We start from the raw sequence: 23230 nt of genomic DNA, 5'->3' as shown, positions 1-23230 counted from the left end.
ATATGAATGATTATTCATTCATATCTTTATAATAAAGAAACCGCAAGTATCTGTCAATTATGTTTCAGCAAAAAAATCAAAGGCGACGATCGATTACGTCGCCTTTTTATGCTTTTCATTTTCTTCTTCAATCAGCGCTCGTCGCAGAATCTTCCCGACCGCTGTTTTTGGAAGCTCATTTCGAAATTCATAAAGGCGCGGAACTTTATAAGCAGCTAAATACTTTCTAGAAAACTCATTTAACTCTTCTTCAGTACATCTTACACCATTTTTTAATACAATGTAAGCCTTCACTGTTTCTCCTCTATATGGGTCAGGAACACCTACCACTACAGCTTCTTGAATTTTTTCATGCTCATATAATACTTCTTCAACTTCTCGAGGATAGATATTATATCCCCCGGCAATAATAATATCTTTCTTTCGATCTACTACATAAAAATAACCTTTATCATCCATATAGCCAACATCACCTGTTAGCAACCACCCGTCTCGCATAACAGCCTCCGTTTCTTCAGGCTGCTTCCAATATCCTTTCATGACCTGAGGACCTTTAACCGCAATTTCTCCTACTTCGCTTACAGCAGCTTCTTTACCTGTTTCAAACGAGAGAATTTTGGCATCTGTGTCTGGCCAAGGCACTCCAATGCTTCCTGGAATTCTCTCTTTCCAAAGAAAATTAGCATGAGTAACAGGAGAGGTTTCCGTCAATCCATATCCTTCCACTAGTTTACCTCCAGTGAGCTTTTCAAACTGCTCCTGCACTTCCACAGGAAGAGGAGCCGAACCGCTCATACATGAATCAATAGAAGATAGGTTGTATTTTGCTAAATCAGGATGGTTTAATAATGCGATGTAAATTGTCGGAGCACCTGGAAATAAAGTAGGCTGTTGCTTATGAATGGTTTTGAGCGTCGTTTTTGCATCAAATTTAGGCAGAAGCACCATCTCGTAGTTTTGCAAAACCGATAGAACCAGAACCGTTGTTAAACCATACACATGAAAAAACGGGATAATTCCAAGCACTTTTTCTTCTCCATGCTTGCAGCGGTATAACCAATGTGAACACATCGTTGCATTGGCTACCAAGTTTTTATGAGTAAGCATGACTCCTTTTGGAAAACCTGTTGTTCCCCCGGTGTATTGTAAAATCGCGATATCTTCGTCTGAAATTCCCTCAGCATTACATACTGCTGGAGAGGATTCACTTATAATGCGTTTAAATAAATGAGTAGTCTCCGTATGACTCACATCCACGCTTATCTTCTGCTGTTTGCGCTGAATAAATGGATAGATTATGTTTTTGGGAAATGGGAGATAGTCTTGAATAGAGGTGATGACTACGTGTTTTACACTTGTTAACGCTTTCATTTTTACTACACGCGGATATAGCAAATCGAGTGCAATAATCATGGTCGCTTCTGAATCATTCAGCTGATACTCTAACTCCCTTTCCGTATACAAAGGGTTTGTTTGAACGACTACTCCTCCGGCAAGAAGAACAGCATAAAAGGAAATGACAGCTTGAGGGCAATTTGGAAGCATAATGGCTACTCTATCCCCTTTTTTTAATCCCAGTTCAATAAGGTAAGATGACAGTTTCAAAGAATCTTGATGCAGTTGGGAAAACGTCATTTTTTTCCCTAGAAAATAGATTGCGTTTTTTTTAGGGGCTTTTTGAACTGCTTCTTCAAAAAGCTGTGCTAAATTTTTTTGCTCATAATGAAGCGTAGCAGATATTTCCTCTGGGTATTGAGAAAGCCATATCTTTTCGGTGGATTCCACACGTATCCTCTCCCTCAAAAAAATAAAAAATTAGAATTTTCTAATTAAAATTATAGTTCATTCTTTTTTTAGATGCAATCGTTATTGAATGTTCTCTTTCCTGTCTAATCACTCTTTCATCCTGCAGCGTAATAAATAAAAATTGGATTTATCCCTGTACATTATCCGAATTTTTTGTATATAATAAAAATTAGATTTTTTTTAAGGAGCTGTATGAATTGATAACAACATTGACTAAAGGACCGTTCAAAGCAGATCACGTTGGAAGCTTTTTGCGTCCTGAGCGTATCAAGCAAGCACGATTACAGGTAGAAAACGGGGAAATGACAAAGAAACAGCTTCGAGCAATTGAAGATGAAGAAATTAGTAAGCTCGTAGAAAAGCAAAAACAAATTGGATTAAAAGCCATAACAGACGGTGAGTTTCGCCGTGCGTGGTGGCACTTTGATTTTCTATCAGAACTTGTGGGGGTAGAACTTTACGAAGCAGAGTCGGGAATTCAGTTTCACGGGGTCCAAACAAAAGCTCACGGTATAAAAGTTACTGGAAAACTAGATTTTAATCACCACCCTATGATTGAAGATTATAAATTTCTTCATCAAGCGGCCGGAAAAGAACACGTGGCTAAGTTCACCATTCCAAGTCCCAATATGCTGTTTTTCAGAGGTCATATTGAAGAGTCTGCTTACTCGGATACGGATGTATTTTTTGCTGATTTAGTTAAAACATATCAAAAAGCCATTCAAGCATTTTATGATGCTGGATGCCGCTATTTACAGTTAGATGATACTGCGTGGGCGGTCTTTTTCTCAGAAAAAGGACAAGAACAAATCGCGTCAAAAGGATTTACGCCCCAAGAATTACTGAAACGTTTTACGGATGCGATCAATGAATCCATTGCGCATAAGCCAGATGATATGGTTATTACAATGCATATTTGCAGAGGGAATTTCCAGTCTACTTATACAGCAAGCGGCGGATATGAAAATGCGTCAAAAGCTATTTTCAGTCAGTTAAACGTAGATGGACTATTTTTAGAATTTGATGATGAACGCTCAGGAGGATTCGAACCTCTTCGACATGTAAAGCGAAATGACCTTCAGATTGTCCTTGGTCTTATCACATCAAAATTTGGAGATTTAGAAGATCCTGAAGCAGTGAAAAAACGAATTGCTGAAGCGGCAGAATTTGTTTCTCTTGATCAAATTTGTTTGAGTCCCCAGTGCGGATTTGCTTCTACAGAAGAAGGAAATTTACTAACTGAAGAACAGCAGTGGGATAAAGTAAAGCACGTGATTTCAATTGCTGAAGATGTATGGAAGTAATCATTAAAAAAGCTGACCTGCTTTAAGGCCAGCTTTTTTGCTGTCATCACCATGTTAGGAAAAGCTATATAGATAAATAGATAAGACCAATAAGCATAAACACTCCGCATAAAATGAGTAAAATTTTCGCTAACTTCTCCATGACTCTCTCCTATCCTATCCCTGCTCCTATTACATAGGACATACCGATTGAAATAACAAGTGAAATAAACCCAACGGCTCTGTTATCTTGTTCAATTTCATCATCGATTCGAAATTTCGGCGTCAAAAATTCGAAAATAAAATAGCTGACTAGTAAAAGAACAAACCCATATATTCCCCATCCAAGCATTCTTAACAAATTGTCGTTATGCTCAATTGAATAGCGAAAAATATTAGCTAATCCAAATATTTTCCCACCTGTTGCCATCGCAACAGCCATATTTCCTTTTTGAATCTCTTCCCAATTCTTATATTTAGTAACGAGCTCAAACACAACAAGAAAGACGACAATGCTCAAGACAACCACGCTGTAATAAGCGGCGGATTCAATATACGGGTCTTTCCAAAAATCCCTCATTTTTGCATCACTCCTAATTTATATTACACTCCACGTAATGAACTGACAGGTCTCTTTCCTTTACTTGCATCGTTCTTAAAAGAGATAGAAAACCCAACATAGTTCATGAGCCATGTCGGATTTTCCATCTTCATATATGCTTGTTCAGCGCATCGACTGACACCTTTATCTCAGCATTCTTTTACTTAAATTCCACAACCGTAACGCCAGAACCTCCTTCAGAAGCTTCTCCGAAACGAATATTTTTAACAGAACGATGATTTTTCAAATATTCCTGTACACCTTTACGAAGAGCTCCGGTTCCTTTACCGTGGATAATCGAAACGCGCGGATAGTTGGCTAACAAAGCATCATCAATATATTTTTCAACTCGAATCAGCGCATTTTCATAGCGCTCTCCTCTTAAATCCAGTTCTAGATTTACATGATAATCTTTTCCTTTTATCGTAGCAAGCGGCTTTGTTTCTACAGGTTTTGGGGAACTAATATATTCGAGATCTTTTTCTTTCACCTTCATTTTCATGATTCCCATTTGCACTTGCCATTCATTATTACTTACTCGTTCCACAAGCGTTCCTTTTTGTCCCCAGCTTAAGACTTTCACTTCATCTCCAGCTTGAAGAGTGCGCTCTTGTTTTTTCGGCACAGCCGGTTTCTTTTTACTTTTTTCAAGAGTTGGAACTGCATCTTCTAGACGCTTACGTGCTTCAATCAATTCATGCTCTTTTACAAGCGCATGATTTTTTTGACTCATTTTACGCAAATCGCTAATGATTTTCTCTGCTTCTTCAGATGCTGCTTGAACTGTGGCTTGAGCTTTTTCTTCAGCTTTTTCGTACAGCTTATCTCGTTTTTCATTAAACTCAATAATCTGACTCTGTAATTCTTTATGAAGCTTCTGAGCCTCTTTTCTTAGCTGTTCAGCTTCTTCTAGCTCATGTTCAGATTGACGGCGGCTATCTTCAAGAGAAGCGATCATATTTTCTACTTTATTTGTTTCTGAGCCAATATAGCCTTTGGCACGTTCAATTACTTCTGCACTTAAACCTAAACGTTTTGAAATTTCAAAAGCATTGCTTCGACCCGGTACACCAATCAGCAGCTTGTAAGTAGGGCTCAATGTTTCAATATCGAACTCTACGCTAGCATTGACCACTCCTTCACGGTTATAGCCGTACGCTTTTAATTCAGGATAGTGAGTAGTCGCAACTACGCGAGCGCCTCTTTCATATACTTGATCTAAAATCGAAATCGCAAGCGCTGCACCTTCTTGGGGATCTGTTCCGGCTCCCAATTCATCGAACAAGACCAGACTTTCATGATCTACTTTTTGTAAAATATCTACAATGTTGACCATATGAGATGAAAAGGTACTCAGACTTTGTTCAATGGACTGCTCATCTCCAATATCAGCAAATACGTGTTTAAACACAGCCATTTCCGATCCATCCAGCGCAGGAATCTGCAAACCTGCTTGAGCCATTAATGTGAATAACCCAAGTGTTTTTAACGTTACGGTTTTACCGCCGGTATTTGGTCCTGTAATAACGATAGACGTATATTGATCACCTAGCTCAATATCATTTGCAACGACATCTTCCTGTGCAATAAGAGGATGTTTTGCCTTCACTAACTTAATATAGCCTCGATCGTTCATTTTAGGTTTTGAAGCTTTTAGCTCATGGCTATAGCGCCCTTTAGCAAACATGAAGTCCAGCTCACCTAACAAATAAACGTTTTGACGGAGTTCATTTGCCACTTCCGCTACCTGAACGGTTAGAGCAATAAGAATACGCTCAATTTCTTGTTTTTCTTTTACTTTTGCTTCTTGAAGCTCATTATTTAACGTCACAATCGCCTGTGGCTCAATAAATAACGTTGCTCCAGATGAAGACTGATCGTGCACAATGCCTCCATACGCACTGCGATATTCTTGCTTAACAGGAATAACGAAACGTTCGTTTCGAATGGTAACAATCGCATCTGACAACATTTTCTGAGCAGACGAGGAGCGAATAAGACTTTCTAGCTTTTCGCGAATACGAGACTCCGTCGAGCGAAGTTTTTGACGAATGCCTCTTAGCTGGTCGCTTGCACCGTCTAGTACTGTGCCATTCTCATCAATGCTCATTTTAATTGTTTGTTCTACCTCAGGAAGAGGCATTAGTTTTTCGATATGTTCAGTTATAATTGGAAGCTGTAAATCTTCGTCTTCTACTACTTGCTCGATAAATTGCTTGACTTGTCTTGCAGCATAAATAGTACTTGCTACATCAAGAAGTTCATTAGAGCTTAGCGTTCCTCCAATTTCAGCGCGCTTTACGCTAGGTCGAACGTCAAAGATGCCTCCTAGCGGTACGTTGCCACGCAATCGCAGCACGGTTGTAGCTTCATCTGTTGCTTCCTGCCATTTGACTACTTCTTCATACTGAGTCGAGGGAATCAAATTCGCTACTTTTTCTCGGCCTAAAGAAGAAGCTACTTTTTTCTGAAGCTGTTCCTTAACTTTATTAAACTCTAGTACATGGAAAATACGTGATTGCAAAACTGATTCCTCCTGTTGCTTATTTATGTCGATTTAAAAAGGCGGTTAATTCTTTGAGGCTATACGTATTTAATACCGTTTCTGGTTTAAGCCAGCCTTTAATTCCCGTAGATATTCCAATTTCCATATGCTCTAGCATGTCTAGATTGTGAGCATCTGTATTAATTGCAATTTTAACTCCTGCCTCTTGTGCTTTTTTTATGTGCTCAGCGGCTAAATCTAAACGGTTTGGATTCGCGTTTAGTTCAAGAGCCGTTTTTGTTTCCTTAGCTAATTCAATTAGCATATCAATATCTACATCATATCCGTTGCGGCGACCAATCAAACGACCGGTCGGATGAGCGATTAAATCTACATGAACATTATTTAACGCTTGCTTTAAACGATTCATAATTTCTTCGCGTGATTGTGAAAAACTAGAGTGAATGGACGCAATAACAAAATCTAGCTCAGCTAGCATTTCATCATCATAATCAAGTGTTGTATCGGGCAAAATATCCATTTCAATTCCTGCTAGTATTGTAAAATCATCGAACTGTGCGTTTAAACGATTAATTTCTTCACGCTGTTTGCGAATGCGTTCAGGCGTTAGACCGTTAGCTACTTTTAAATACTGAGAGTGGTCTGTAATCGCCATGTATTCATAGCCTCGCGCGCGACATGCTTCCGCCATTTCTTCAATTGAATACGCTCCGTCGCTCCACGTGGAGTGCATATGCAAATCACCTTTTACCGCACCGTAGGTCACAAGCGTTTGAGGTTTTATAAATGCATCTACTTCCGTTCCATCTTCACGAAGTTCCGGCGGAATAAAAGACAGCCCAAAATGTTCATAGAATGCCTGTTCAGACTCAAATGTCATAACTTCGCCTGTCTCCGCATTTTCAACGCCATACTCGCTAATTTTTTCACCGCGTTCTTTTGCTAATTGACGCATGCGCACATTATGATCTTTTGATCCTGTAAAATGATGAAGCGTCGTGGCAAACGCTTTATCTTCTACAAGACGAAAATCCACGGACACATCGTACTCATAGGCTAACGTTACCGATACTTTTGTATCTCCATTTGCAATGACATCCTTCACATTTGGCAACGATACTAGCTGTTCACGGACAGCATGAGGCTCAGCTGTTGAAATAATAAAATCAAGATCTTTTACAGTTTCTCTCATGCGGCGAATGCTCCCTGCTTGAGAAAAACGCTCAATGCTATGCATATGTTTAAGGGCTTCTAAAATTTCTTCCGCTATTGGAAGCATAAAAGCAAGAGGCAAACGATCAGGACGTTTCCCAAACTCTTCAATAGCAGCGATAATTTTCTCTTCCGTCTTTTTACCAAAACCGCTTAGTCCCTGCACTCGATTTTCCATACAGGCCTGATGCAGTGATTCCATGTCTTTAATATCTAGCTCTTTATATAATTTAGCGATTTTTTTACCTCCAAGCCCCGGCAGCTTAAGCAGAGGAATAAGTCCTTCAGGAACTTCTTGCTTTAGTTCTTCTAGTACGCTTGACTCATTTGTTTCCATATACTCTGTAATAACTGCAGCCGTTCCTTTACCAATCCCTTGGAGCTTGGTAAAATCCTCAATCTCTGTCAGCGTTCTCTCGTCCGTTTCTAGCGCTGCAGCTGCTTTTCGAAAAGCAGAAATTTTAAAAGGGTTATCTCCTTTTAATTCCATATATGTAGCAATTGTTTCTAACAATTTAATAATATCCTTTTTATTCATCTCTTTTCACCAGCCTATTATCATAATAACGAAACTTTCAAAACATGATGAGTGACATATGTACTCTCTCAAATTTTTATCTAGACATACTTTTATCTCCGTGAAAACCGCAGAACAGACTGCGATAAAAAAAGAGGGTATCTCAAAAGTATTATGACACTTTCGACACACCCTCTCAACAAGCTATTGTAATTTCATTACATTACACCATACTGAGTCCACAAATCTTGAATGGCAGACGATAAGTATGGAGTATTTTGTACGATATTGATTGCAATCGAAGACTGTTGAATTGGCGTTTGAATTTCACTTACAGGAATCACGGCTCCAATGTATAACAAAATAAAAACGATGATATACACTTCAACGAATCCAAGTGCACCTCCGCCCCATTTATTTAACTGGCGCAGAATTGGCAGTTCCGTTAAAGCCGTTAAAACAGAGCCTGCAAGGCGAAGTACAATGTGAGTAGCAAAAAATAAAATCGCAAATGCAATCATTCGATAAAAAGCGTCTTCTATCGTTCCAGAATCAAATACAAACGATGCGACACTTTGCTGCTGAATATTGTCTGGAAACGGAATCAACAAGCGAAGTCGGCTTGCAAAATCTCCACTAAACATATAAGCGACGATAAACGAAACCGCAAAACTGACAATATGAATGAGTTGCAAAATAAATCCTCTTTTAAGACCTGTTACAAAGCCTAAAAGAAGCAATATAATTAAAATGATATTAAGCATTGACTCAGTCATTCCTCTTTTCCATAAAGTTTTTGTTCAAGTCTCTCATAGTCTTCTTTCAGTTTTATATATTCGTGTACAGCATTCACAGCTGTTAATACTGCTAATTTATTGATATCTAAAGAAGGGTTTTTAGTACTGATTTCACGCATTTTTTCATCCACTATAGAGGCGACAAGTCGAATATGGCTTGTACTTTCGCTACCGACGATGCTGTACTGCTGACCAAAGATGTCAACTGTCGCACGTGTTTTATCTTGTCTTGACACGAGAAAATCCTCCGTTCCACGAAAAATCCTAATCCCTATCATACCACGAAGAAGACTTCAATGGAAACATATCTATATTTAAGCTATCATAAGGGATAGTGCTTATAAAGTAAACTAAAATACCCCGAAAGGAGTGAAGCATTATGTCACATGCTGTTATTAAGGTATCAGCTGATCAGATAGCTAAAATGAAGCTTCATTACACATCCTATTTGCAGCCTAAATTGCCGCAGGGAAGTATTTTTTCGGCTAAAACTCCCGGCTGTTCTATCACTGCATACCGCTCTGGAAAAGTACTTTTTCAAGGAAAAGAAGCTGAAACAGAAGCAGCTAAGTGGGGAGGTCCTTTAGATGCTTCTAAAAAGGCTCCCGTCTCACATCTCCCATCAAACTTCAGTTCACTATCGGTCATTGGTTCTGATGAAGTAGGAACGGGAGATTATTTTGGTCCCATGACCGTAGTTGCTGCCTATGTTCAAAAAGAGCAGCTTCCTTTGTTAAAAGAATTAGGAGTACGAGATTCAAAAGAGTTAACGGATGCTAAAATCATTGAAATTGCCAAGCAGCTTGTTTCGTTTATTCCTTACAGTTTGCTTGTCTTACATAACGAAAAGTATAATGCATTTCAAGAAAAAGGCATGTCACAAGGTAAAATGAAAGCTCTGTTGCACAACAAAGCTTTATCCAACGTGTTAAAAAAATTGGATTCTGAAAAACCTGATGCGATTTTAATTGACCAGTTTGTTGAAAAAAACACCTATTATAAACACATCGTAAAGGAAAAAGAGATTATCAAAGAAAATGTCTTTTTCAGTACAAAAGGAGAAAGCGTTCATTTATCTGTAGCCGCTGCTTCCATTATTGCCAGATACGCATTTTTAAAACAAATGGATTTACTAACGGAAAAGACGGGGATGGTCATTCCTCGCGGAGCTGGAGCACAAGTTGATATCGCCGCTGCTAAAATTATTAAAAAACATGGCGTCAGTGCGCTGAACTCTTTAGCTAAAATCCATTTTGCTAATACAGAAAAAGCTTTAAAATTAGCTAAAAAATAAGAGATGTGGAAATCCACATCTCTTTTTTTATTCTTATGAACGAAGCGTTGCACCAAATTCTTTTTCAACAGCTTCTAAAACTGCACCATGTGCTTTTGCTACTTCTTCATCTGTTAATGTACGTTCAGGATCTAAGTAACGTAAAGAGAAAGCTACAGATTTCTTGCCTTCTTCCATACGCTCGCCTTCATATAGATCAAATACTGTCACGTCTTTTAAAAGTTCTCCGCCCGTCGTATAGATGACGCGCTGAACTTCTCCTGCAAGAACGTTTTTATCTACAACAAGTGCAATATCACGTGTAATAGATGGGAATCTTGGAATAGCTGAATAACGAACTTCTTCGACATCTGCAGCTAATAGCTCTTGAAGGTGTAATTCAAACACGTATGTTTCACGAAGGCCATACTGTTTCTGAGCAACAGGATGAACTTGACCCACGTATCCAATTTCTTTTTCATCTAACCATACAGCCGCTGTACGTCCAGGGTGCATACCGTCTTTTTTAACGGGAGCATATGAGATTCGTTTCTCTAAACCAAGCTGTGCAAATAACCCTTCTAGTACACCTTTAATCACATAGAAATCAACGACTTTCTTTTCACCTTGCCAGCCGTGAGCATGCCATAGACCCGTGATTGCACCAGCTACGCGCTCCTGCTCATCCGGTAATTCCCCTTCACCTTTAGATAAGAACACTGAGCCTGTTTCGTATAGCGCAATAGAATCCGATTGACGAGCATTATTGTGCTTCACTGCTTCAAGTAAATGAGGTACTAAGCTTTGACGAAGGATGCTGCGATCTTCACTCATCGGCATTGCTAAACCAATCGTACTTGTTGCATTGAGTGCAAACTGAGTAGCTTTTTCAGCGCTCGTTAACGAATAGGTTGTTGTTTGCGCTAGCCCTGCTCCCTCTAAGAAACGGCGAACTTTACGGCGTCCAAGCTGATACTCTGTTAATTTTCCTGGAGTTGCCACTGTTACAGGAAGCGTTGTAGGAAGGTTGTCATAGCCATACATGCGCGCTACTTCCTCCACGATATCTTCTTCAATTGTAATATCGCCTCGACGAGTCGGTACCGTTACAACGATTGTTTCATCTTCGACTTTGCTTTCAAATTGAAGACGATTCATAATATCTTGTACTTCTTCCATCGACAGTTCTGTACCAAGCACATTGTTAATACGTCCAAGTGACACAGCTACAACAGCAGGTTCCACAGTTAGTGTATCTACTTCTACAGTACCGCTTACCACTTCACCTGAAGCGTATTCAGCCATTAATTCTGCTGCGCGGTCAGCAGCTACACGCGTACGGTTAGGATCAATTCCTTTTTCAAAACGAGCACTTGCCTCACTGCGAAGACCGTGGTCTTTGGAAGCTTGACGAACTGTTAAACCTTTGAAGTAAGCTGATTCAATAAGAACATTTACCGTATCGTCTTTTACTTCAGAGTTTGCTCCCCCCATTACACCTGCAAGGGCTACCGGTTCACTGCCGTTTGTAATAACAAGCTGATTGCCTTTTAATACGCGCTCTTGATCGTCAAGCGTTACAAATTTCTCGCCTTCTGACGCGTGACGTACAACAATTTCTTTTGAACCAAGACGATCATAGTCAAAAGCATGCAGCGGCTGGCCGTATTCAAGCAAAATATAGTTGGTAATATCAACAACGTTGTTATGAGGTCGAATACCAGCTGCCATTAAACGCGTTTGCATCCATAATGGTGACGGAGCAATTTTTACGTTTTTCACAACGCGCGCTACGTAAAGGGGATTGTCTTCTTTTGCCTCTACTTTAACGGAAATATAATCAGCTGCTTGCTCATCAGACGTTTGCACGTTTACTGACGGATACTTCACTTCACGACGTAAAATAGCAGCCACCTCATGTGCTACACCTAACATACTTAAGCAGTCTGAACGATTTGGTGTTAGCCCTAGTTCTAATACTTCATCGTTTAAGTTTAATGCATCTAGGGCATCCGCTCCTACTTCAGCATCACTTGGGAAGACGAAGATGCCTTCTTGATAATCTTTTGCCACAAGCTTGCTTTCAATGCCAAGCTCTTGAAGAGAACAAATCATACCGTTCGATTCTTCACCGCGAAGCTTAGCACGCTTGATTTTAAAGTTACCTGGAAGTACAGCTCCCACTTTTGCAACCGCTACTTTTTGACCTTGTGCCACGTTAGGTGCTCCGCACACGATTTGAACGATTTCTCCTCCGCCAAGATCTACTTGACAGCGGCTTAATTTATCCGCATTTGGATGCTGTTCACGTTCTACAACGTGACCAATTACCACTCCGCTGATGCCTTTATTTAAGTTTTCTACACCTTCAACTTCAATTCCACTTTTTGTGATTTTATCAGCTAACTCTTCTGCCGTTACGCCTGATAAGTCAACATACTCTTGTAACCAACGATAAGATACAAACATCGTAGTCCCTCCTTTATACTTGTTTAAATTGATCTAAGAAACGAACATCATTTGTATAGAAATGACGAATATCATCCACGCCGTGTTTTAACATAGCAATACGCTCTACACCGATTCCAAAAGCAAAACCACGATATTTAGTTGAATCGTATCCAGCCATTTCAAGAACATTTGGATGAACCATACCGGCTCCTAAAATTTCAATCCAGCCTGTTTGTTTACATACATTACAGCCTTTACCTCCACATTTTGCACACGATACGTCTACTTCTACAGACGGCTCAGTGAATGGGAAGAAACTTGGACGAAGACGAATTTCACGGTCTGCACCGAACATCTTTTTCACAAATACTTCAAGCGTGCCTTTTAAATCGCTCATACGAATGTTTTCGTCTACTACAAGACCTTCAATTTGCATAAATTGATGTGAATGCGTAGCATCATCGTCATCGCGGCGGTACACTTTACCTGGGCAAATAATTTTAACAGGTCCTTTGCCTTCATTCTTGTTCATAACACGAGCTTGAACAGTTGATGTATGCGTACGAAGAAGCGTTTCTTCCGTAATATAGAACGTATCTTGCATATCACGTGCTGGGTGACCTTTTGGCAAGTTCAGCGCTTCGAAATTATAGTAGTCCTGCTCTACTTCTGGTCCCTCTGCTACTTCATAGCCCATTCCTAAGAATAAATCTTCTACTTCTTCAACCACGCTTGTGAGCGGGTGATGCGTACCTGCTTTAACCGGGCGTCCCGGCAGCGTTACGTCAATTGTTTCTGAAGCAAGTTTACGCTCTACCTCGGCTGCTTCTAACGCCGTTTGTTTTTCTTCAATTTTAGATGCAATCGCTTCACGTACTTCATTTGCAAGTGCTCCCATTACAGGACGCTCTTCAGCTGAAAGTTTTCCCATACCGCGAAGTACTTCTGTGATAGGGCCTTTCTTTCCTAAATAAGCTACGCGTACGTCGTTTAATTCTTTTAAAGCACTTGCTGCTTCGACTTTTGCAATTGCTTCTTGTTGAAGTTCTTGTAAACGTTCTTTCATCACTTATTCCTCCTTTTAACGTAAAAAATGACAAATAAAAAAACCTCCTCCCAAAAAAGGGACGAGGATTAGTCGCGTTACCACCCTTGTTAACTATATACACAGACGTATACAGTTCACTTCATTCAAGTTAACGGAATCTCCGGAACACCTTTACATCTATGTAAGATGGTCTAAGTGTCAACTCAAGAGGTGAATTCACTTATTACATTTATAAAAATGCTTTCAGTCATGGCATTTTCTCCCTGCATAAACGGACATAAGCTACTGCTCTCTTTCATCGTTTTTTACATATGTAACTATTGTATTATTATAGTGAAAACACGTTCTCGATGCAACTACATTCCGCGTAAATAATAAAGTAAGATTCCAGAAGCGATGGCAACATTTAACGACTCGCTCTTTCCATAGATGGGAATGTACAGATTCTGATCCGTTTGTTCCAACACTTTCTCGCTTACGCCATTTCCTTCATTTCCCACAATCAGCGCAAATTCGTTTGAAGGTTTTACGTGTGTGTAGACCTTTCCATTTTGTAACGACGTGCCGTAAACTGCTATTCCTCTTTCTTTTAACAATGAAATTATTTCGAGTAAATCGCCTTTTACAATTGGAAGGTGAAAAATAGCTCCTTGCGTTGAACGAACGACTTTTGGGTTGTACACATCCACGCTGCCCTCTCCAATGATAATAGCCTCCACTCCCGCAGCATCAGCGGTTCGGATAATGGTACCTAGGTTACCTGGATCTTGCACGGCATCTAAAAGCAATACTTTCTGTGCTGTATGAATAATTTCCGCATGCTTTGTTTGAAAACACACGGCAATAATTCCTTGAGGTGTTTCTGTGTCAGATAATAACTTACTAATTGCTTCGTTTACAACGATTATTTCGATACCGTCTATATCCCACTGTGCGGGCACTTCGGTCGATTCGCGTATAATTAGTTCCTTTACGCAATCCTTATTTTTGATAGCCTCTTCGACTAAATGAAAGCCTTCTACCATAAAAAGGCCCTGCTTATCACGGTCTTTTTTATTATGCAGTTTTTTCCACGCTTTTACCTGCGGATTTTTAACTGAATCAATTTGTTTCACAAACATAACTCCTTTATCTATACAAAAATAAATAGTTCGATTACATTTTGTTCAATAATCATTAGATAAGTTTCACTTTATTGTACATAGAAATCGCAAAGAAAACAAAAACTATTGGTAACTTTACGATAGCTGAGGTGAAAATGATGGATCTTAATTTACGAAATGCTGTTATTGCAAACGTTTCAGGAAACTCAAAAGAAGAGCTTGAGGCTACAATTTCTGACGCTATTCAAAGCGGTGAAGAAAAAATGCTCCCTGGACTTGGTGTTTTATTTGAAGTGCTTTGGGAAAAGTCTCCGGAATCAGAAAAAGAAGAAATTCTGACAACGCTTGAAAACGGTTTAAAATAAATAACCTTTTCCTATGTACAACAAAAAGCTCATTCTCCTAGGAGAATGAGCTTTTTTCAATTATACGTAATGGCGTTAACCGTATCTCGGTCTAAGCGCTTAATGACTTCCGCAATTAATTTAACTGCGTTTTCATAATCATCACGATGAAGCATTGCTGCATGAGAATGGATATAACGAGTTGCAATTGTAATCGAAAGTGCTGGCACCCCGTTAGCTGAAATATGGATAGAACCCGAGTCCGTACCGCCTCCAGCAATTGCATCAAATTGATACGGAATATTTAATTCATCTGCCACATCTACCACTGTATCTCGAAGTCCTTTATGAGAGACCATGGAAGCATCATATAAAATGATTTGCGGACCCTGCCCCATTTTAGAAGAGGCTTCTTTATCAGAAACACCAGGTGTATCTCCAGCGATACCGACATCAACAGCAAATGCAATATCCGGTTCAATAAAGTTAGCAGATGTTTTTGCACCTCGGAGTCCAACTTCTTCTTGCACCGTTCCTACACCATACACAACATTTTCATGTTTTTCATTTTTTAAAGCTTTTAATACATCGATAGCGATTGCACAACCAATACGGTTATCCCAGGCTTTCGCTAGCAGCATCTTTTCATTGTTCATAACCGTAAATTCGAAATAAGGTACAACCTGATCACCAGGTTTTACTCCCCACTCCCCTACTTCTTCTCTGCTAGACGCACCAATATCGATGAACATATCTTTAATGTCAACTGGCTTTTTGCGAACTTCTGGAGGCAAGATATGAGGTGGCTTTGAGCCAATAATCCCCGTTACCTCTCCTTTAGATGTCACGATGGTTACGCGTTGAGCAAGCATAACTTGAGACCACCATCCGCCTACCGTTTGAAAACGAATAAAGCCGCGTTCATCAATTTGAGTCACCATAAAACCAACTTCATCCAAGTGACCGGCTACCATAATTTTAGGCCCTTGTTCGTTGCCTACTTTTTTTGCAATCAAACTGCCTAGCCCATCCGTCGTTACTTCATCTGCATAAGGTGCAATATATTTCTTCATAACCTCACGCGGTTCACGCTCATTTCCAGGAATTCCTTTTGCATCTGTTAGTGCTTTAAGCATCGTCAATGTTTCATCTAACTTTGTCATATGGATTACCCCTTTCATATGTATACCTCTATTATAGCTAAAAAGAGGTTGAAGTAAAATTTCCCATCCCTTTATTTCTAGTATCCTTGTTCTTGGCGTTTAAAATTCACTTCATTTTTTGACATGTACGCCTCTTCAATATGTTCAGCAGAAAAACCAAACATATCGCCAAGCTTCATGTAAGATGCAAACATGTTCACATAGTTTTCTTTTGACAGGTCCTGCTCGAAAGCAGAAACTTGTGCAAATACCTGTAAAAATTGTGTTGTTTTTGAATCAGCTGCTTTTACTTTTGGCAGCTCAGTTAAATCATCGTATCCTTTTTCAATACCTAAAGAAAGAATGAAATGTACGCCGTCCACAAATTCTTCTAAAATAACAGCATCTTCAGCCGGAGGTTTAACGCTCCAAAATTTGAAGCAGCGCGTTTCGTTTGCCAGCTCTCCCATTTCAACAAGCAGAGCTAAAAGTTTTCTTGGAACCAAGTCTTCCTTATGAAGCTGATGCTTGTCCTCTATATGCTGATCCAGCTGGCGCTGCATGGTAAATAGCTGTTGTAAATTCAATGTAATCACTCCTGTAATTATGTATATCTTCTTCTTTTTAAACCAATAAAGAAATTATATCAAAAATCGTGAAACTTTTTAGAGACTGAAACGTAAAGTAAGAAAACTGTGCCTTGTAAAGGAGGGAGCGTTATGTTTGTTATTGTTATCGTTCGCGTGTTCATTTTCGCGCTTGTTGCTTACACACTATTAAAGCTAGTTCAGCATTTTCGCAGTCCAAAGCGGAAGCTTGTAGCAGCTCAGGAACATCAGCAATTTTTTGTCGTTGACGAAAAAACGAATATCCGCAAAAATTTTCTACTAACGTATAAAGGTATTTTATTTGAAGGAGAAAAATACAGCAATCCCAATGAACCAGAGTCTTTGTCGATTACAATGGTGTTAACAGATCCATCTCGATTGCATGAACTGCAAAAACAAGATTTCAAGCTGCTGGAAAATCACGTACACAACATGTATCCAAATGCTCCTATTCGCTGGAAAAGCCCCGTTCGAGAATTTTTACACTGAGCACAAAATCATTTGTGCTCAGCTGATAACAAAAAAGAAAAGTAAATCAAGAGCGGCAAGAATAGGAAAACCTACTGTAAACGATGTGTGCTTCGTTTTATGACGATAGCAATACATACCAATCAGTCCTCCAATGGCTCCTCCGATAGCAGCTACCGTCCACAGTGTGCTTTCGGCAATTCTCCACTCATGTCTTTTCGCTTTTTGTTTATCTCTATACATCATTCCTATCCCTATTATATTAATAACAATAAAATAGGTAAGCAGCAGTTCATTCATGATATGTCCTCCGATAGCAAAAAAGCCTCATCATCTAAAGATGACGAGACTTTATATTCATTACTTATCTAAGCCTTTTTTAGCAGCAGTTGCTAATTCAGCAAATGCTTTTTCATCAGCTACAGCTAAGTCAGCAAGCATTTTGCGGTTAACTTCAATACCTGCTAATTTTAAACCGTGCATTAAACGGCTGTAAGAAAGACCGTTCATACGAGCAGCTGCATTAATACGTGTGATCCATAATTTACGGAAGTCACGTTTTTTCTGACGACGGTCACGATAAGCATACATGTGAGATTTCATAACTTGCTGATTAGCAACTTTATATAATCTATGCTTCGAACCGAAGAAACCTTTAGCTAATTTTAAAACTTTTTTACGACGTTTGCGTGTTACTGTACCGCCTTTTACGCGTGGCATAATTGTTTACCTCCTGTATTGTTTCTATCTCAACCCAAATTACTTAATGTTATCTAATAAGTGACGGATACGTTTGAAGTCACCTTTGCTTACTAAAGAACCTTTACGTAATTTACGCTTTTGTTTTGTAGATTTGTTAGCGAATAAATGGCTTGTGTAAGCACGAGCACGTTTTAATTTACCGCTTCCAGTCTTTTTGAAACGCTTTGCAGCGCCACGATGTGTTTTCATTTTTGGCATGGGGTGTTCCTCCTCGTTCTATTACTTTTCGTTTTTAGGTGCCAAGACTAAGAACATGCTGCGGCCTTCCATTTTAGGAGCCGATTCAACTGAACTTACATCTTCGCAAGCTTGTGAAAAACGTTCAAGTACTTTTTGGCCAATCCCTTTATGAGTAATGGCACGACCTTTAAAGCGAATAGACGCTTTCACTTTGTCACCTTTTTCAAGGAACTTGCGTGCGTTACGAAGTTTAGTGTTAAAATCATGTTCATCAATTGTTGGACTTAAACGAACTTCTTTTAAGTTTACAACTTTTTGGTTTTTACGAGCTTCTCTTTCTTTACGTTGTTGCTCATAGCGGAATTTACCGTAGTCCATAATACGACATACCGGCGGTTTCGCATTTGCAGCAACCATTACTAAGTCAAGATTTACTCGTGAAGCAATTTCTAATGCTTCATTTTTTGATTTAATTCCTAATTGTTCACCATTTTGATCAATTAGACGAACTTCGCGAGCTCGAATGCCCTCGTTTACCATCATGTCCTTGCTAATAAGTAGCCACCTCCAAGGTTTAATGAGCGAATACGCTTGCTTAGACCGATTATTAACTCACACAAAAAAGTGTGAGTACATACTGCACCCACACTTCTATCGTTTTAATTAAGATACGATGTACCTGCTAACTGCTTTATGCGTCACTCAGGTGAGAAGCGGGTGCTTCTTCTTCTGTATAAACAAGTATTCAATTACTTAAGCTATTATAGTATCAACAAAGACAAAAGTCAATGATTTCGTTCTTTTTTCACAACAAAAGTTATTGTATCAAAGGAAAACCATTTATGCAACAGTTTTTTATAAATGTTAGATAAAAAAGCAGAGAATTTCAATTCTCTGCTTTTTTCATTAACGAGATGCTTCTGCTTTTACATTTTGTAAAAAGGCTTGGAAATCCACTGTTTCTGAATTCTGCTCACCATATTTACGTACGTTTACTGCTTTATCTTCTACTTCTTTATCCCCTACAACAAGCATGTAAGGAATTTTTTGCATTTGAGCCTCACGGATTTTATAGCCAATTTTCTCATCGCGAGAATCAAGTTCCACGCGAATACCCGCAAGCTGAAGCTGTTCTTGCACTTCTTTTGCATACTCAAGGTGAACCGTAGGTGATACCGGAATCACTTGAACTTGTACAGGTGCTAACCACGTTGGGAAAGCTCCTTTGTATTCTTCGATTAAGAAAGCTACAAAACGTTCCATTGTTGACACCACGCCGCGGTGAATAACAACAGGTCGATGCTGTTTTCCGTCTTCCCCTACATACGTTAAATCAAAGCGTTCAGGAAGTAAGAAATCCAATTGAACCGTAGATAGCGTCTCTTCTTTACCAAGAGCTGTTTTAACTTGAACATCTAGTTTTGGACCGTAGAATGCCGCTTCGCCTTCAGCTTCATAATAATCAAGGTCAAGCTCATCCATTGCATCTTTTAACATGCTTTGTGCTTTTTCCCACATTGCATCATCATCGAAGTATTTTTCTGTATCTTCAGGATCACGATAAGATAGACGGAATGAATAATTTTCAAATCCAAAATCTTTATAAACCGCTTCAACTAAGCGAACCACACGAATAAATTCTTCTTTGATTTGATCCGGACGTACAAAGATATGTGCATCATTTAACGTCATGCCTCGAACGCGCTGAAGTCCTGATAATGCTCCTGACATTTCGTAGCGGTGCATTGTTCCAAGTTCAGCAATACGGATTGGAAGCTCACGATAGCTATGAATACCTTGTTTGTACACCATCATGTGATGAGGACAGTTCATTGGACGAAGAACCAGGTCTTCGTTATCCATTTCCATTGCAGGGAACATGTCATCTTGATAGTGCTCCCAGTGACCAGACGTTTTGTAAAGTTCTACACTTCCAAGCACCGGCGTGTAAACGTGCTGATAACCAAGGCTTACTTCTTTATCTACGATATAACGTTCAATAATACGGCGGATCGTCGCACCTTTTGGAAGCCATAAAGGCAGACCTTGTCCTACTTTTTGAGAATTTGTAAATAAGTTTAACTCTTTACCAAGTTTACGGTGGTCACGTTCTTTTGCTTCTTCAAGAAGACGAAGATGCTCGTCTAAATCTGCTTTTGTAAAGAATGCTGTACCGTAAATACGCTGCAGCATTTGATTGTCGCTGTCTCCGCGCCAATAAGCACCTGCTACGCTTAATAGTTTAAACTCTTTAATTTTGCCTGTTGACGGCACGTGCACACCTCGGCAAAGATCAAAGAATTCGCCTTGTTGGTAAATCGTCACCTTTTCACCTGCTGGAATCGCATCGATCAATTCAAGCTTTAGTTCATCGCCAACTTCTTTAAAAAGTTGAATGGCTTCTTCACGAGAAACTTCTTTTCGTTCAATTTCAATATTTGAATTAACGATTTTTTTCATTTCTTTTTCAATTCTACCTAAATCTTCAGGAGTAATTGATTCTTCCATATCGATGTCATAGTAAAACCCATTTTCGATAACCGGTCCTACACCTAGCTGTACTTTTACATCTTTGTATAAACGTTTGATTGCTTGAGCCATTAAATGCGCTGTACTATGGCGCATAATTTCAAGCGCTTCAGGAGCATCTTGCGTAATGATTTCAAGACTGCCATCTTGTTCGATTGGCGTACGTAAATCCAGCAGCTCGCCGTTTACTTTACCTGCTAATGCTTTTTTCTTTAATCCCGGGCTAATAGAAGCCGCAATATCTTCTGTTGATGATCCTTTTGGATACTCTTTAACAGCTCCATCAGGAAATGTCATTTTGATTACTTCTGACACAACTTTCCACTCCTTTAACATAACTAATAAACTTTTTGTAAAAACAAAAAACTCGTCCCTTATAAAAAGGGACGAGTTGTGTATACACGCGGTACCACCCTTGTTTCCTCTTCGTATCTTGGATAACCCAAATAACCCGAAGCGGCTCGAGGTTTTATAACGGAAATTCCGTCAGTAATTACTAGAGACGCTGCTCGTTTACTACTGAAGTTTAGAGGTGGTAAGAATATATTCCGTGTTAGGAGATTTTCAGCCTAGATCTCCCTCTCTATAAACCGTAAATATACACTCATGTCCTCATCATAACTTGTGACATATAGCTGTTTTTCAATATGCATTTATTATATTCATTTTCAAAATAGAAATCAACCTTTCACGTTATATTTTGCTTTTGATCAAACGGAAATTCATTTTTTTCGTATAACATCACTTTTTCTTGAAAAATATTTTGAATGGTATAAACAAAATCATGATCATGCTGGTCGCTATACAGATGAATAGCAGCTGGAGATAAACTCAGCAAAGGCGCGATGATAGTTGAGTCTATGTATACTGATTCTTGTTCAGATAGAAAGGCCTCTGCTAGGGCTGCACATTCACGCTCCGGAACATATCTACTGCTTTGGTCGTACAATACAAATTTGTTTTTATTCAAATGCATTACATACACATCGCCTGTAGATGACTGTCTTTCATTAGCTGCTTGACGCAGCTGATGAATAAGAATTTGATAGTCTTGTTCAAGCTTATATTCATCAATCGCCAGCTCAGCATAATAGCGCAGCCGCTCTTGATATTCTTTTAAACGGAATTGGAGAAAAGACTCAAAGGTGAATGTTACATTATGAATGAAGAAGTCTTGAAGAGCCTGGCGGATAAGTAATTCTCTTGGAAGGGAAAATGTTTTTTGCGGAATTTCGCCTCTCTCTCCTTCCATAATCCCCCCCATAATTTGAAGCAGCAAATCTTGTTCTTCCTCTTCTGAATAGAAAAATTGTTCTTTTAATATGTTTACCATCATCTTTTTTTCTTTCTTTTTTAAAATCACGTGCGTTAATACCGGTATCACCATGTCTTGTAAAATGGCCTCTCGATTGTATGTCTCATCAATAACTAAAAGCTGATTATTCACCAACTTCAAGCACTGTGAACCATATGATAAAGCGCTTCGCTTCGCGCATAAAGACTCATATACAATGACTGCGTCTTCTACATATTTAAAGAATATTTTCATTCCTCATAGCCCCCCTTTGGACACGCTTTATTAATGTATATGGGGCAACATGCAAAAAAATGAGCAAGTCGTTACAAGAAATGTAAAACGACCTGCTCATCTATTTCGTTTATTCTCTCCATTCATTTCAACGGGAATGGCTAGAGACTTAATTCGTTCCATGACACGAGCGGCTTTGAGCTCTTCCTGCTCGCCTCGTTGGGTATAAGTCAAATGATGTTGAAGCTCTTTAAAATTTAAATTCGAGCTGAAAAATGTCGGCAAATTTTCGAGCATGCGGAATTGTAAAATGGTTCCGAGCACATCGTCTCGCATCCAGCTCGTTACAGATTCTGCTCCGAGATCATCAAGCATAAGAACCGGTACTTTTTTGACATACTCTATTTTCTCATTGAAGCTTTGATCTTGAAACGAACCTTTTAACTCACGCAAAAACTCCGGGACATACAGAATCGTAGATTTCACTTTCTTTTCGGCTAACGCATTGGCAATTGCTCCAAGAAAATACGTCTTCCCCACACCAAACGAACCGTGTAAATATAAAGCTTTCATTTTCTTATTTGGCTCATATTCTCGCACAAAATCTCTTACTAATTTAATGGCTTCAAATCTTCCCTGCTCAATTTCAATATCAGACATCGTTGCCTGTAAAATTTCTTTGGGCACGTACATACACTGAATAAAAGATTCTTGTTCTTTTCGCTCATCTTCTTGTACTTTTCTAGGACAGCGTTCATACTGTAAATCAATATTACGGCCTTTTACAACCAGCTGAGGGTGATACCCCTTCACCATATTGACACAGCTTTGCAGAGAAGGGCATTTGTCACAGCATTTGCTCTGATCGATAAATTCATGCATCTTCATCAAGCCTCGGTCGACCATTTGCTCATCTAACTCATGGCGATGCTCTTGCAGAAACGTTTTAACTTCGGGATTAGACAGAATACTGTTTCTTAATGCTTCTAAACGTGCTTTAAAATCCTTTTTGTTCACTAACTGATTTAGTGAATCATTGATAGGCTTCATCTTTTTCACCTCATCTCTATCA

At 39.2% G+C, this 23230-nt stretch carries 22 protein-coding genes and 3 other annotated features; of the genes, 4 read left to right on the top strand and 18 right to left on the bottom strand.

Annotation, left to right across the window (positions count from 1 at the left end; translation table 11 throughout):
• Positions 1 to 93 precede the first annotated feature (93 nt).
• Complete coding sequence (locus AC1VNJ_RS00840; protein ID WP_098626995.1) at positions 94 to 1785, bottom strand: AMP-binding protein; 1692 nt, start codon at positions 1783 to 1785, stop codon at positions 94 to 96.
• Positions 1786 to 2003: 218 nt separating this feature from the next.
• Here AC1VNJ_RS00840 and AC1VNJ_RS00835 point away from each other — a divergent pair, with 218 nt between their 5' ends.
• Positions 2004 to 3110: a 5-methyltetrahydropteroyltriglutamate--homocysteine S-methyltransferase gene (locus AC1VNJ_RS00835; RefSeq protein WP_028411761.1), complete on the top strand. Its 1107-nt coding sequence runs from the start codon at positions 2004 to 2006 to the stop codon at positions 3108 to 3110.
• Positions 3111 to 3261: 151 nt separating this feature from the next.
• Here the strand turns inward: AC1VNJ_RS00835 and AC1VNJ_RS00830 are convergent, their stop codons facing one another.
• The 5 genes from AC1VNJ_RS00830 to zapA form a co-directional block, all read right to left on the bottom strand.
• On the bottom strand, positions 3262 to 3669 hold the full coding sequence (locus tag AC1VNJ_RS00830; RefSeq protein WP_013059411.1) for a DUF350 domain-containing protein: 408 nt from the start codon (positions 3667 to 3669) through the stop codon (positions 3262 to 3264).
• A 181-nt stretch (positions 3670 to 3850) separates the two neighbouring features.
• Positions 3851 to 6214 (bottom strand): endonuclease MutS2, encoded by a 2364-nt coding sequence (locus tag AC1VNJ_RS00825; RefSeq protein ID WP_482640247.1) that lies wholly within the window; start codon positions 6212 to 6214, stop codon positions 3851 to 3853.
• Positions 6215 to 6233: 19 nt separating this feature from the next.
• Positions 6234 to 7946 (bottom strand): DNA polymerase/3'-5' exonuclease PolX, encoded by a 1713-nt coding sequence (gene polX / locus AC1VNJ_RS00820; RefSeq protein WP_482640246.1) that lies wholly within the window; start codon positions 7944 to 7946, stop codon positions 6234 to 6236.
• Between the two features lie 197 nt (positions 7947 to 8143).
• Complete coding sequence (locus AC1VNJ_RS00815) at positions 8144 to 8701, bottom strand: CvpA family protein (RefSeq protein ID WP_482640245.1); 558 nt, start codon at positions 8699 to 8701, stop codon at positions 8144 to 8146.
• Entirely contained in the window at positions 8698 to 8958 is a 261-nt protein-coding gene (zapA, locus tag AC1VNJ_RS00810; protein WP_013059415.1) for a cell division protein ZapA, read from the bottom strand. The genes AC1VNJ_RS00815 and zapA overlap by 4 nt, the downstream gene beginning before the upstream one ends.
• A 143-nt stretch (positions 8959 to 9101) precedes the next feature.
• Here zapA and rnhC point away from each other — a divergent pair, with 143 nt between their 5' ends.
• Positions 9102 to 10016 (top strand): ribonuclease HIII, encoded by a 915-nt coding sequence (rnhC, locus tag AC1VNJ_RS00805; RefSeq protein WP_482640244.1) that lies wholly within the window; start codon positions 9102 to 9104, stop codon positions 10014 to 10016.
• A gap of 33 nt (positions 10017 to 10049) precedes the next feature.
• Here rnhC and pheT read toward each other — a convergent pair whose 3' ends face one another.
• The 3 genes from pheT to AC1VNJ_RS00790 form a co-directional block, all read right to left on the bottom strand.
• Complete coding sequence (gene pheT, locus AC1VNJ_RS00800; protein ID WP_028411765.1) at positions 10050 to 12464, bottom strand: phenylalanine--tRNA ligase subunit beta; 2415 nt, start codon at positions 12462 to 12464, stop codon at positions 10050 to 10052.
• Positions 12465 to 12477: 13 nt separating this feature from the next.
• On the bottom strand, positions 12478 to 13512 hold the full coding sequence (gene pheS, locus AC1VNJ_RS00795) for a phenylalanine--tRNA ligase subunit alpha (RefSeq protein ID WP_014458064.1): 1035 nt from the start codon (positions 13510 to 13512) through the stop codon (positions 12478 to 12480).
• 54 nt (positions 13513 to 13566) lie between these two features.
• Positions 13567 to 13802: a binding site (T-box leader), on the bottom strand.
• Between the two features lie 48 nt (positions 13803 to 13850).
• On the bottom strand, positions 13851 to 14615 hold the full coding sequence (locus AC1VNJ_RS00790) for a TrmH family RNA methyltransferase (RefSeq protein ID WP_176343388.1): 765 nt from the start codon (positions 14613 to 14615) through the stop codon (positions 13851 to 13853).
• 140 nt (positions 14616 to 14755) lie between these two features.
• Between AC1VNJ_RS00790 and sspI the strand changes: the two genes are divergently transcribed.
• Complete coding sequence (sspI, locus tag AC1VNJ_RS00785; RefSeq protein ID WP_013059420.1) at positions 14756 to 14962, top strand: small acid-soluble spore protein SspI; 207 nt, start codon at positions 14756 to 14758, stop codon at positions 14960 to 14962.
• 56 nt (positions 14963 to 15018) lie between these two features.
• Here sspI and AC1VNJ_RS00780 read toward each other — a convergent pair whose 3' ends face one another.
• Positions 15019 to 16104, bottom strand: a complete 1086-nt coding sequence (locus AC1VNJ_RS00780; protein ID WP_482640243.1) for a M42 family metallopeptidase — start codon at positions 16102 to 16104, stop codon at positions 15019 to 15021.
• A 77-nt stretch (positions 16105 to 16181) separates the two neighbouring features.
• Positions 16182 to 16670, bottom strand: coding sequence for a dUTP diphosphatase (locus tag AC1VNJ_RS00775; protein WP_033579626.1), 489 nt, complete (start codon positions 16668 to 16670; stop codon positions 16182 to 16184).
• A gap of 132 nt (positions 16671 to 16802) precedes the next feature.
• Here AC1VNJ_RS00775 and AC1VNJ_RS00770 point away from each other — a divergent pair, with 132 nt between their 5' ends.
• On the top strand, positions 16803 to 17180 hold the full coding sequence (locus tag AC1VNJ_RS00770) for a hypothetical protein (protein ID WP_028411769.1): 378 nt from the start codon (positions 16803 to 16805) through the stop codon (positions 17178 to 17180).
• An 18-nt stretch (positions 17181 to 17198) separates the two neighbouring features.
• On the opposite strand, the gene AC1VNJ_RS00765 is transcribed toward AC1VNJ_RS00770, so the two are convergent.
• The 7 genes from AC1VNJ_RS00765 to dnaI all read right to left on the bottom strand — a co-directional run bounded on the left by AC1VNJ_RS00765 (position 17199) and on the right by dnaI (position 23208).
• Positions 17199 to 17459: a DUF1294 domain-containing protein gene (locus AC1VNJ_RS00765; RefSeq protein WP_028411770.1), complete on the bottom strand. Its 261-nt coding sequence runs from the start codon at positions 17457 to 17459 to the stop codon at positions 17199 to 17201.
• A 60-nt stretch (positions 17460 to 17519) separates the two neighbouring features.
• Positions 17520 to 17879, bottom strand: coding sequence for a 50S ribosomal protein L20 (gene rplT / locus AC1VNJ_RS00760; RefSeq protein WP_013059425.1), 360 nt, complete (start codon positions 17877 to 17879; stop codon positions 17520 to 17522).
• 39 nt (positions 17880 to 17918) lie between these two features.
• A complete protein-coding gene (gene rpmI, locus AC1VNJ_RS00755; protein ID WP_013059426.1) occupies positions 17919 to 18119 on the bottom strand; it encodes a 50S ribosomal protein L35 in 201 nt (66 codons plus the stop codon).
• A gap of 21 nt (positions 18120 to 18140) precedes the next feature.
• Positions 18141 to 18644, bottom strand: coding sequence for a translation initiation factor IF-3 (gene infC, locus AC1VNJ_RS00750; RefSeq protein WP_013059427.1), 504 nt, complete (start codon positions 18642 to 18644; stop codon positions 18141 to 18143).
• 69 nt (positions 18645 to 18713) lie between these two features.
• Positions 18714 to 18836, bottom strand: a sequence feature (ribosomal protein L20 leader region).
• Between the two features lie 171 nt (positions 18837 to 19007).
• On the bottom strand, positions 19008 to 20966 hold the full coding sequence (thrS, locus tag AC1VNJ_RS00745) for a threonine--tRNA ligase (RefSeq protein WP_217915987.1): 1959 nt from the start codon (positions 20964 to 20966) through the stop codon (positions 19008 to 19010).
• Between the two features lie 43 nt (positions 20967 to 21009).
• Positions 21010 to 21258 (bottom strand) — a binding site (T-box leader).
• Between the two features lie 60 nt (positions 21259 to 21318).
• The gene (gene ytxC / locus AC1VNJ_RS00740; protein ID WP_028411772.1) at positions 21319 to 22179 is read right to left on the bottom strand and encodes a sporulation protein YtxC; all 861 of its coding nucleotides are present in this window, start codon (positions 22177 to 22179) and stop codon (positions 21319 to 21321) included.
• Positions 22180 to 22275: 96 nt separating this feature from the next.
• Positions 22276 to 23208: a primosomal protein DnaI gene (gene dnaI, locus AC1VNJ_RS00735; protein WP_013059430.1), complete on the bottom strand. Its 933-nt coding sequence runs from the start codon at positions 23206 to 23208 to the stop codon at positions 22276 to 22278.
• Positions 23209 to 23230 lie beyond the last annotated feature (22 nt).

It is taken from the genome of Priestia sp. 3CA3 (assembly GCF_056836725.1).
The sequence above is the reverse complement of the archived record's forward strand: the minus strand, read 5'-3'. Positions and strand labels throughout refer to the sequence as shown.

Excerpts from the sequence above, each read along its gene's own strand:
- AC1VNJ_RS00830 (WP_013059411.1), bottom strand. The coding sequence starts at position 3,669 with ATGAGGGATTTTTGGAAAGACCCGTATATTGAATCCGCCGCTTATTAC.
- polX (WP_482640246.1), bottom strand. The coding sequence starts at position 7,946 with ATGAATAAAAAGGATATTATTAAATTGTTAGAAACAATTGCTACATAT.
- AC1VNJ_RS00815 (WP_482640245.1), bottom strand. The coding sequence starts at position 8,701 with ATGACTGAGTCAATGCTTAATATCATTTTAATTATATTGCTTCTTTTA.
- rnhC (WP_482640244.1), top strand. The coding sequence starts at position 9,102 with ATGTCACATGCTGTTATTAAGGTATCAGCTGATCAGATAGCTAAAATG.
- pheT (WP_028411765.1), bottom strand. The coding sequence starts at position 12,464 with ATGTTTGTATCTTATCGTTGGTTACAAGAGTATGTTGACTTATCAGGC.
- pheS (WP_014458064.1), bottom strand. The coding sequence starts at position 13,512 with ATGAAAGAACGTTTACAAGAACTTCAACAAGAAGCAATTGCAAAAGTC.
- AC1VNJ_RS00790 (WP_176343388.1), bottom strand. The coding sequence starts at position 14,615 with ATGTTTGTGAAACAAATTGATTCAGTTAAAAATCCGCAGGTAAAAGCG.
- sspI (WP_013059420.1), top strand. The coding sequence starts at position 14,756 with ATGGATCTTAATTTACGAAATGCTGTTATTGCAAACGTTTCAGGAAAC.
- AC1VNJ_RS00780 (WP_482640243.1), bottom strand. The coding sequence starts at position 16,104 with ATGACAAAGTTAGATGAAACATTGACGATGCTTAAAGCACTAACAGAT.
- AC1VNJ_RS00770 (WP_028411769.1), top strand. The coding sequence starts at position 16,803 with ATGTTTGTTATTGTTATCGTTCGCGTGTTCATTTTCGCGCTTGTTGCT.
- AC1VNJ_RS00765 (WP_028411770.1), bottom strand. The coding sequence starts at position 17,459 with ATGAATGAACTGCTGCTTACCTATTTTATTGTTATTAATATAATAGGG.
- rplT (WP_013059425.1), bottom strand. The coding sequence starts at position 17,879 with ATGCCACGCGTAAAAGGCGGTACAGTAACACGCAAACGTCGTAAAAAA.
- rpmI (WP_013059426.1), bottom strand. The coding sequence starts at position 18,119 with ATGCCAAAAATGAAAACACATCGTGGCGCTGCAAAGCGTTTCAAAAAG.
- infC (WP_013059427.1), bottom strand. The coding sequence starts at position 18,644 with ATGATGGTAAACGAGGGCATTCGAGCTCGCGAAGTTCGTCTAATTGAT.
- thrS (WP_217915987.1), bottom strand. The coding sequence starts at position 20,966 with ATGTTAAAGGAGTGGAAAGTTGTGTCAGAAGTAATCAAAATGACATTT.
- ytxC (WP_028411772.1), bottom strand. The coding sequence starts at position 22,179 with ATGAAAATATTCTTTAAATATGTAGAAGACGCAGTCATTGTATATGAG.
- dnaI (WP_013059430.1), bottom strand. The coding sequence starts at position 23,208 with ATGAAGCCTATCAATGATTCACTAAATCAGTTAGTGAACAAAAAGGAT.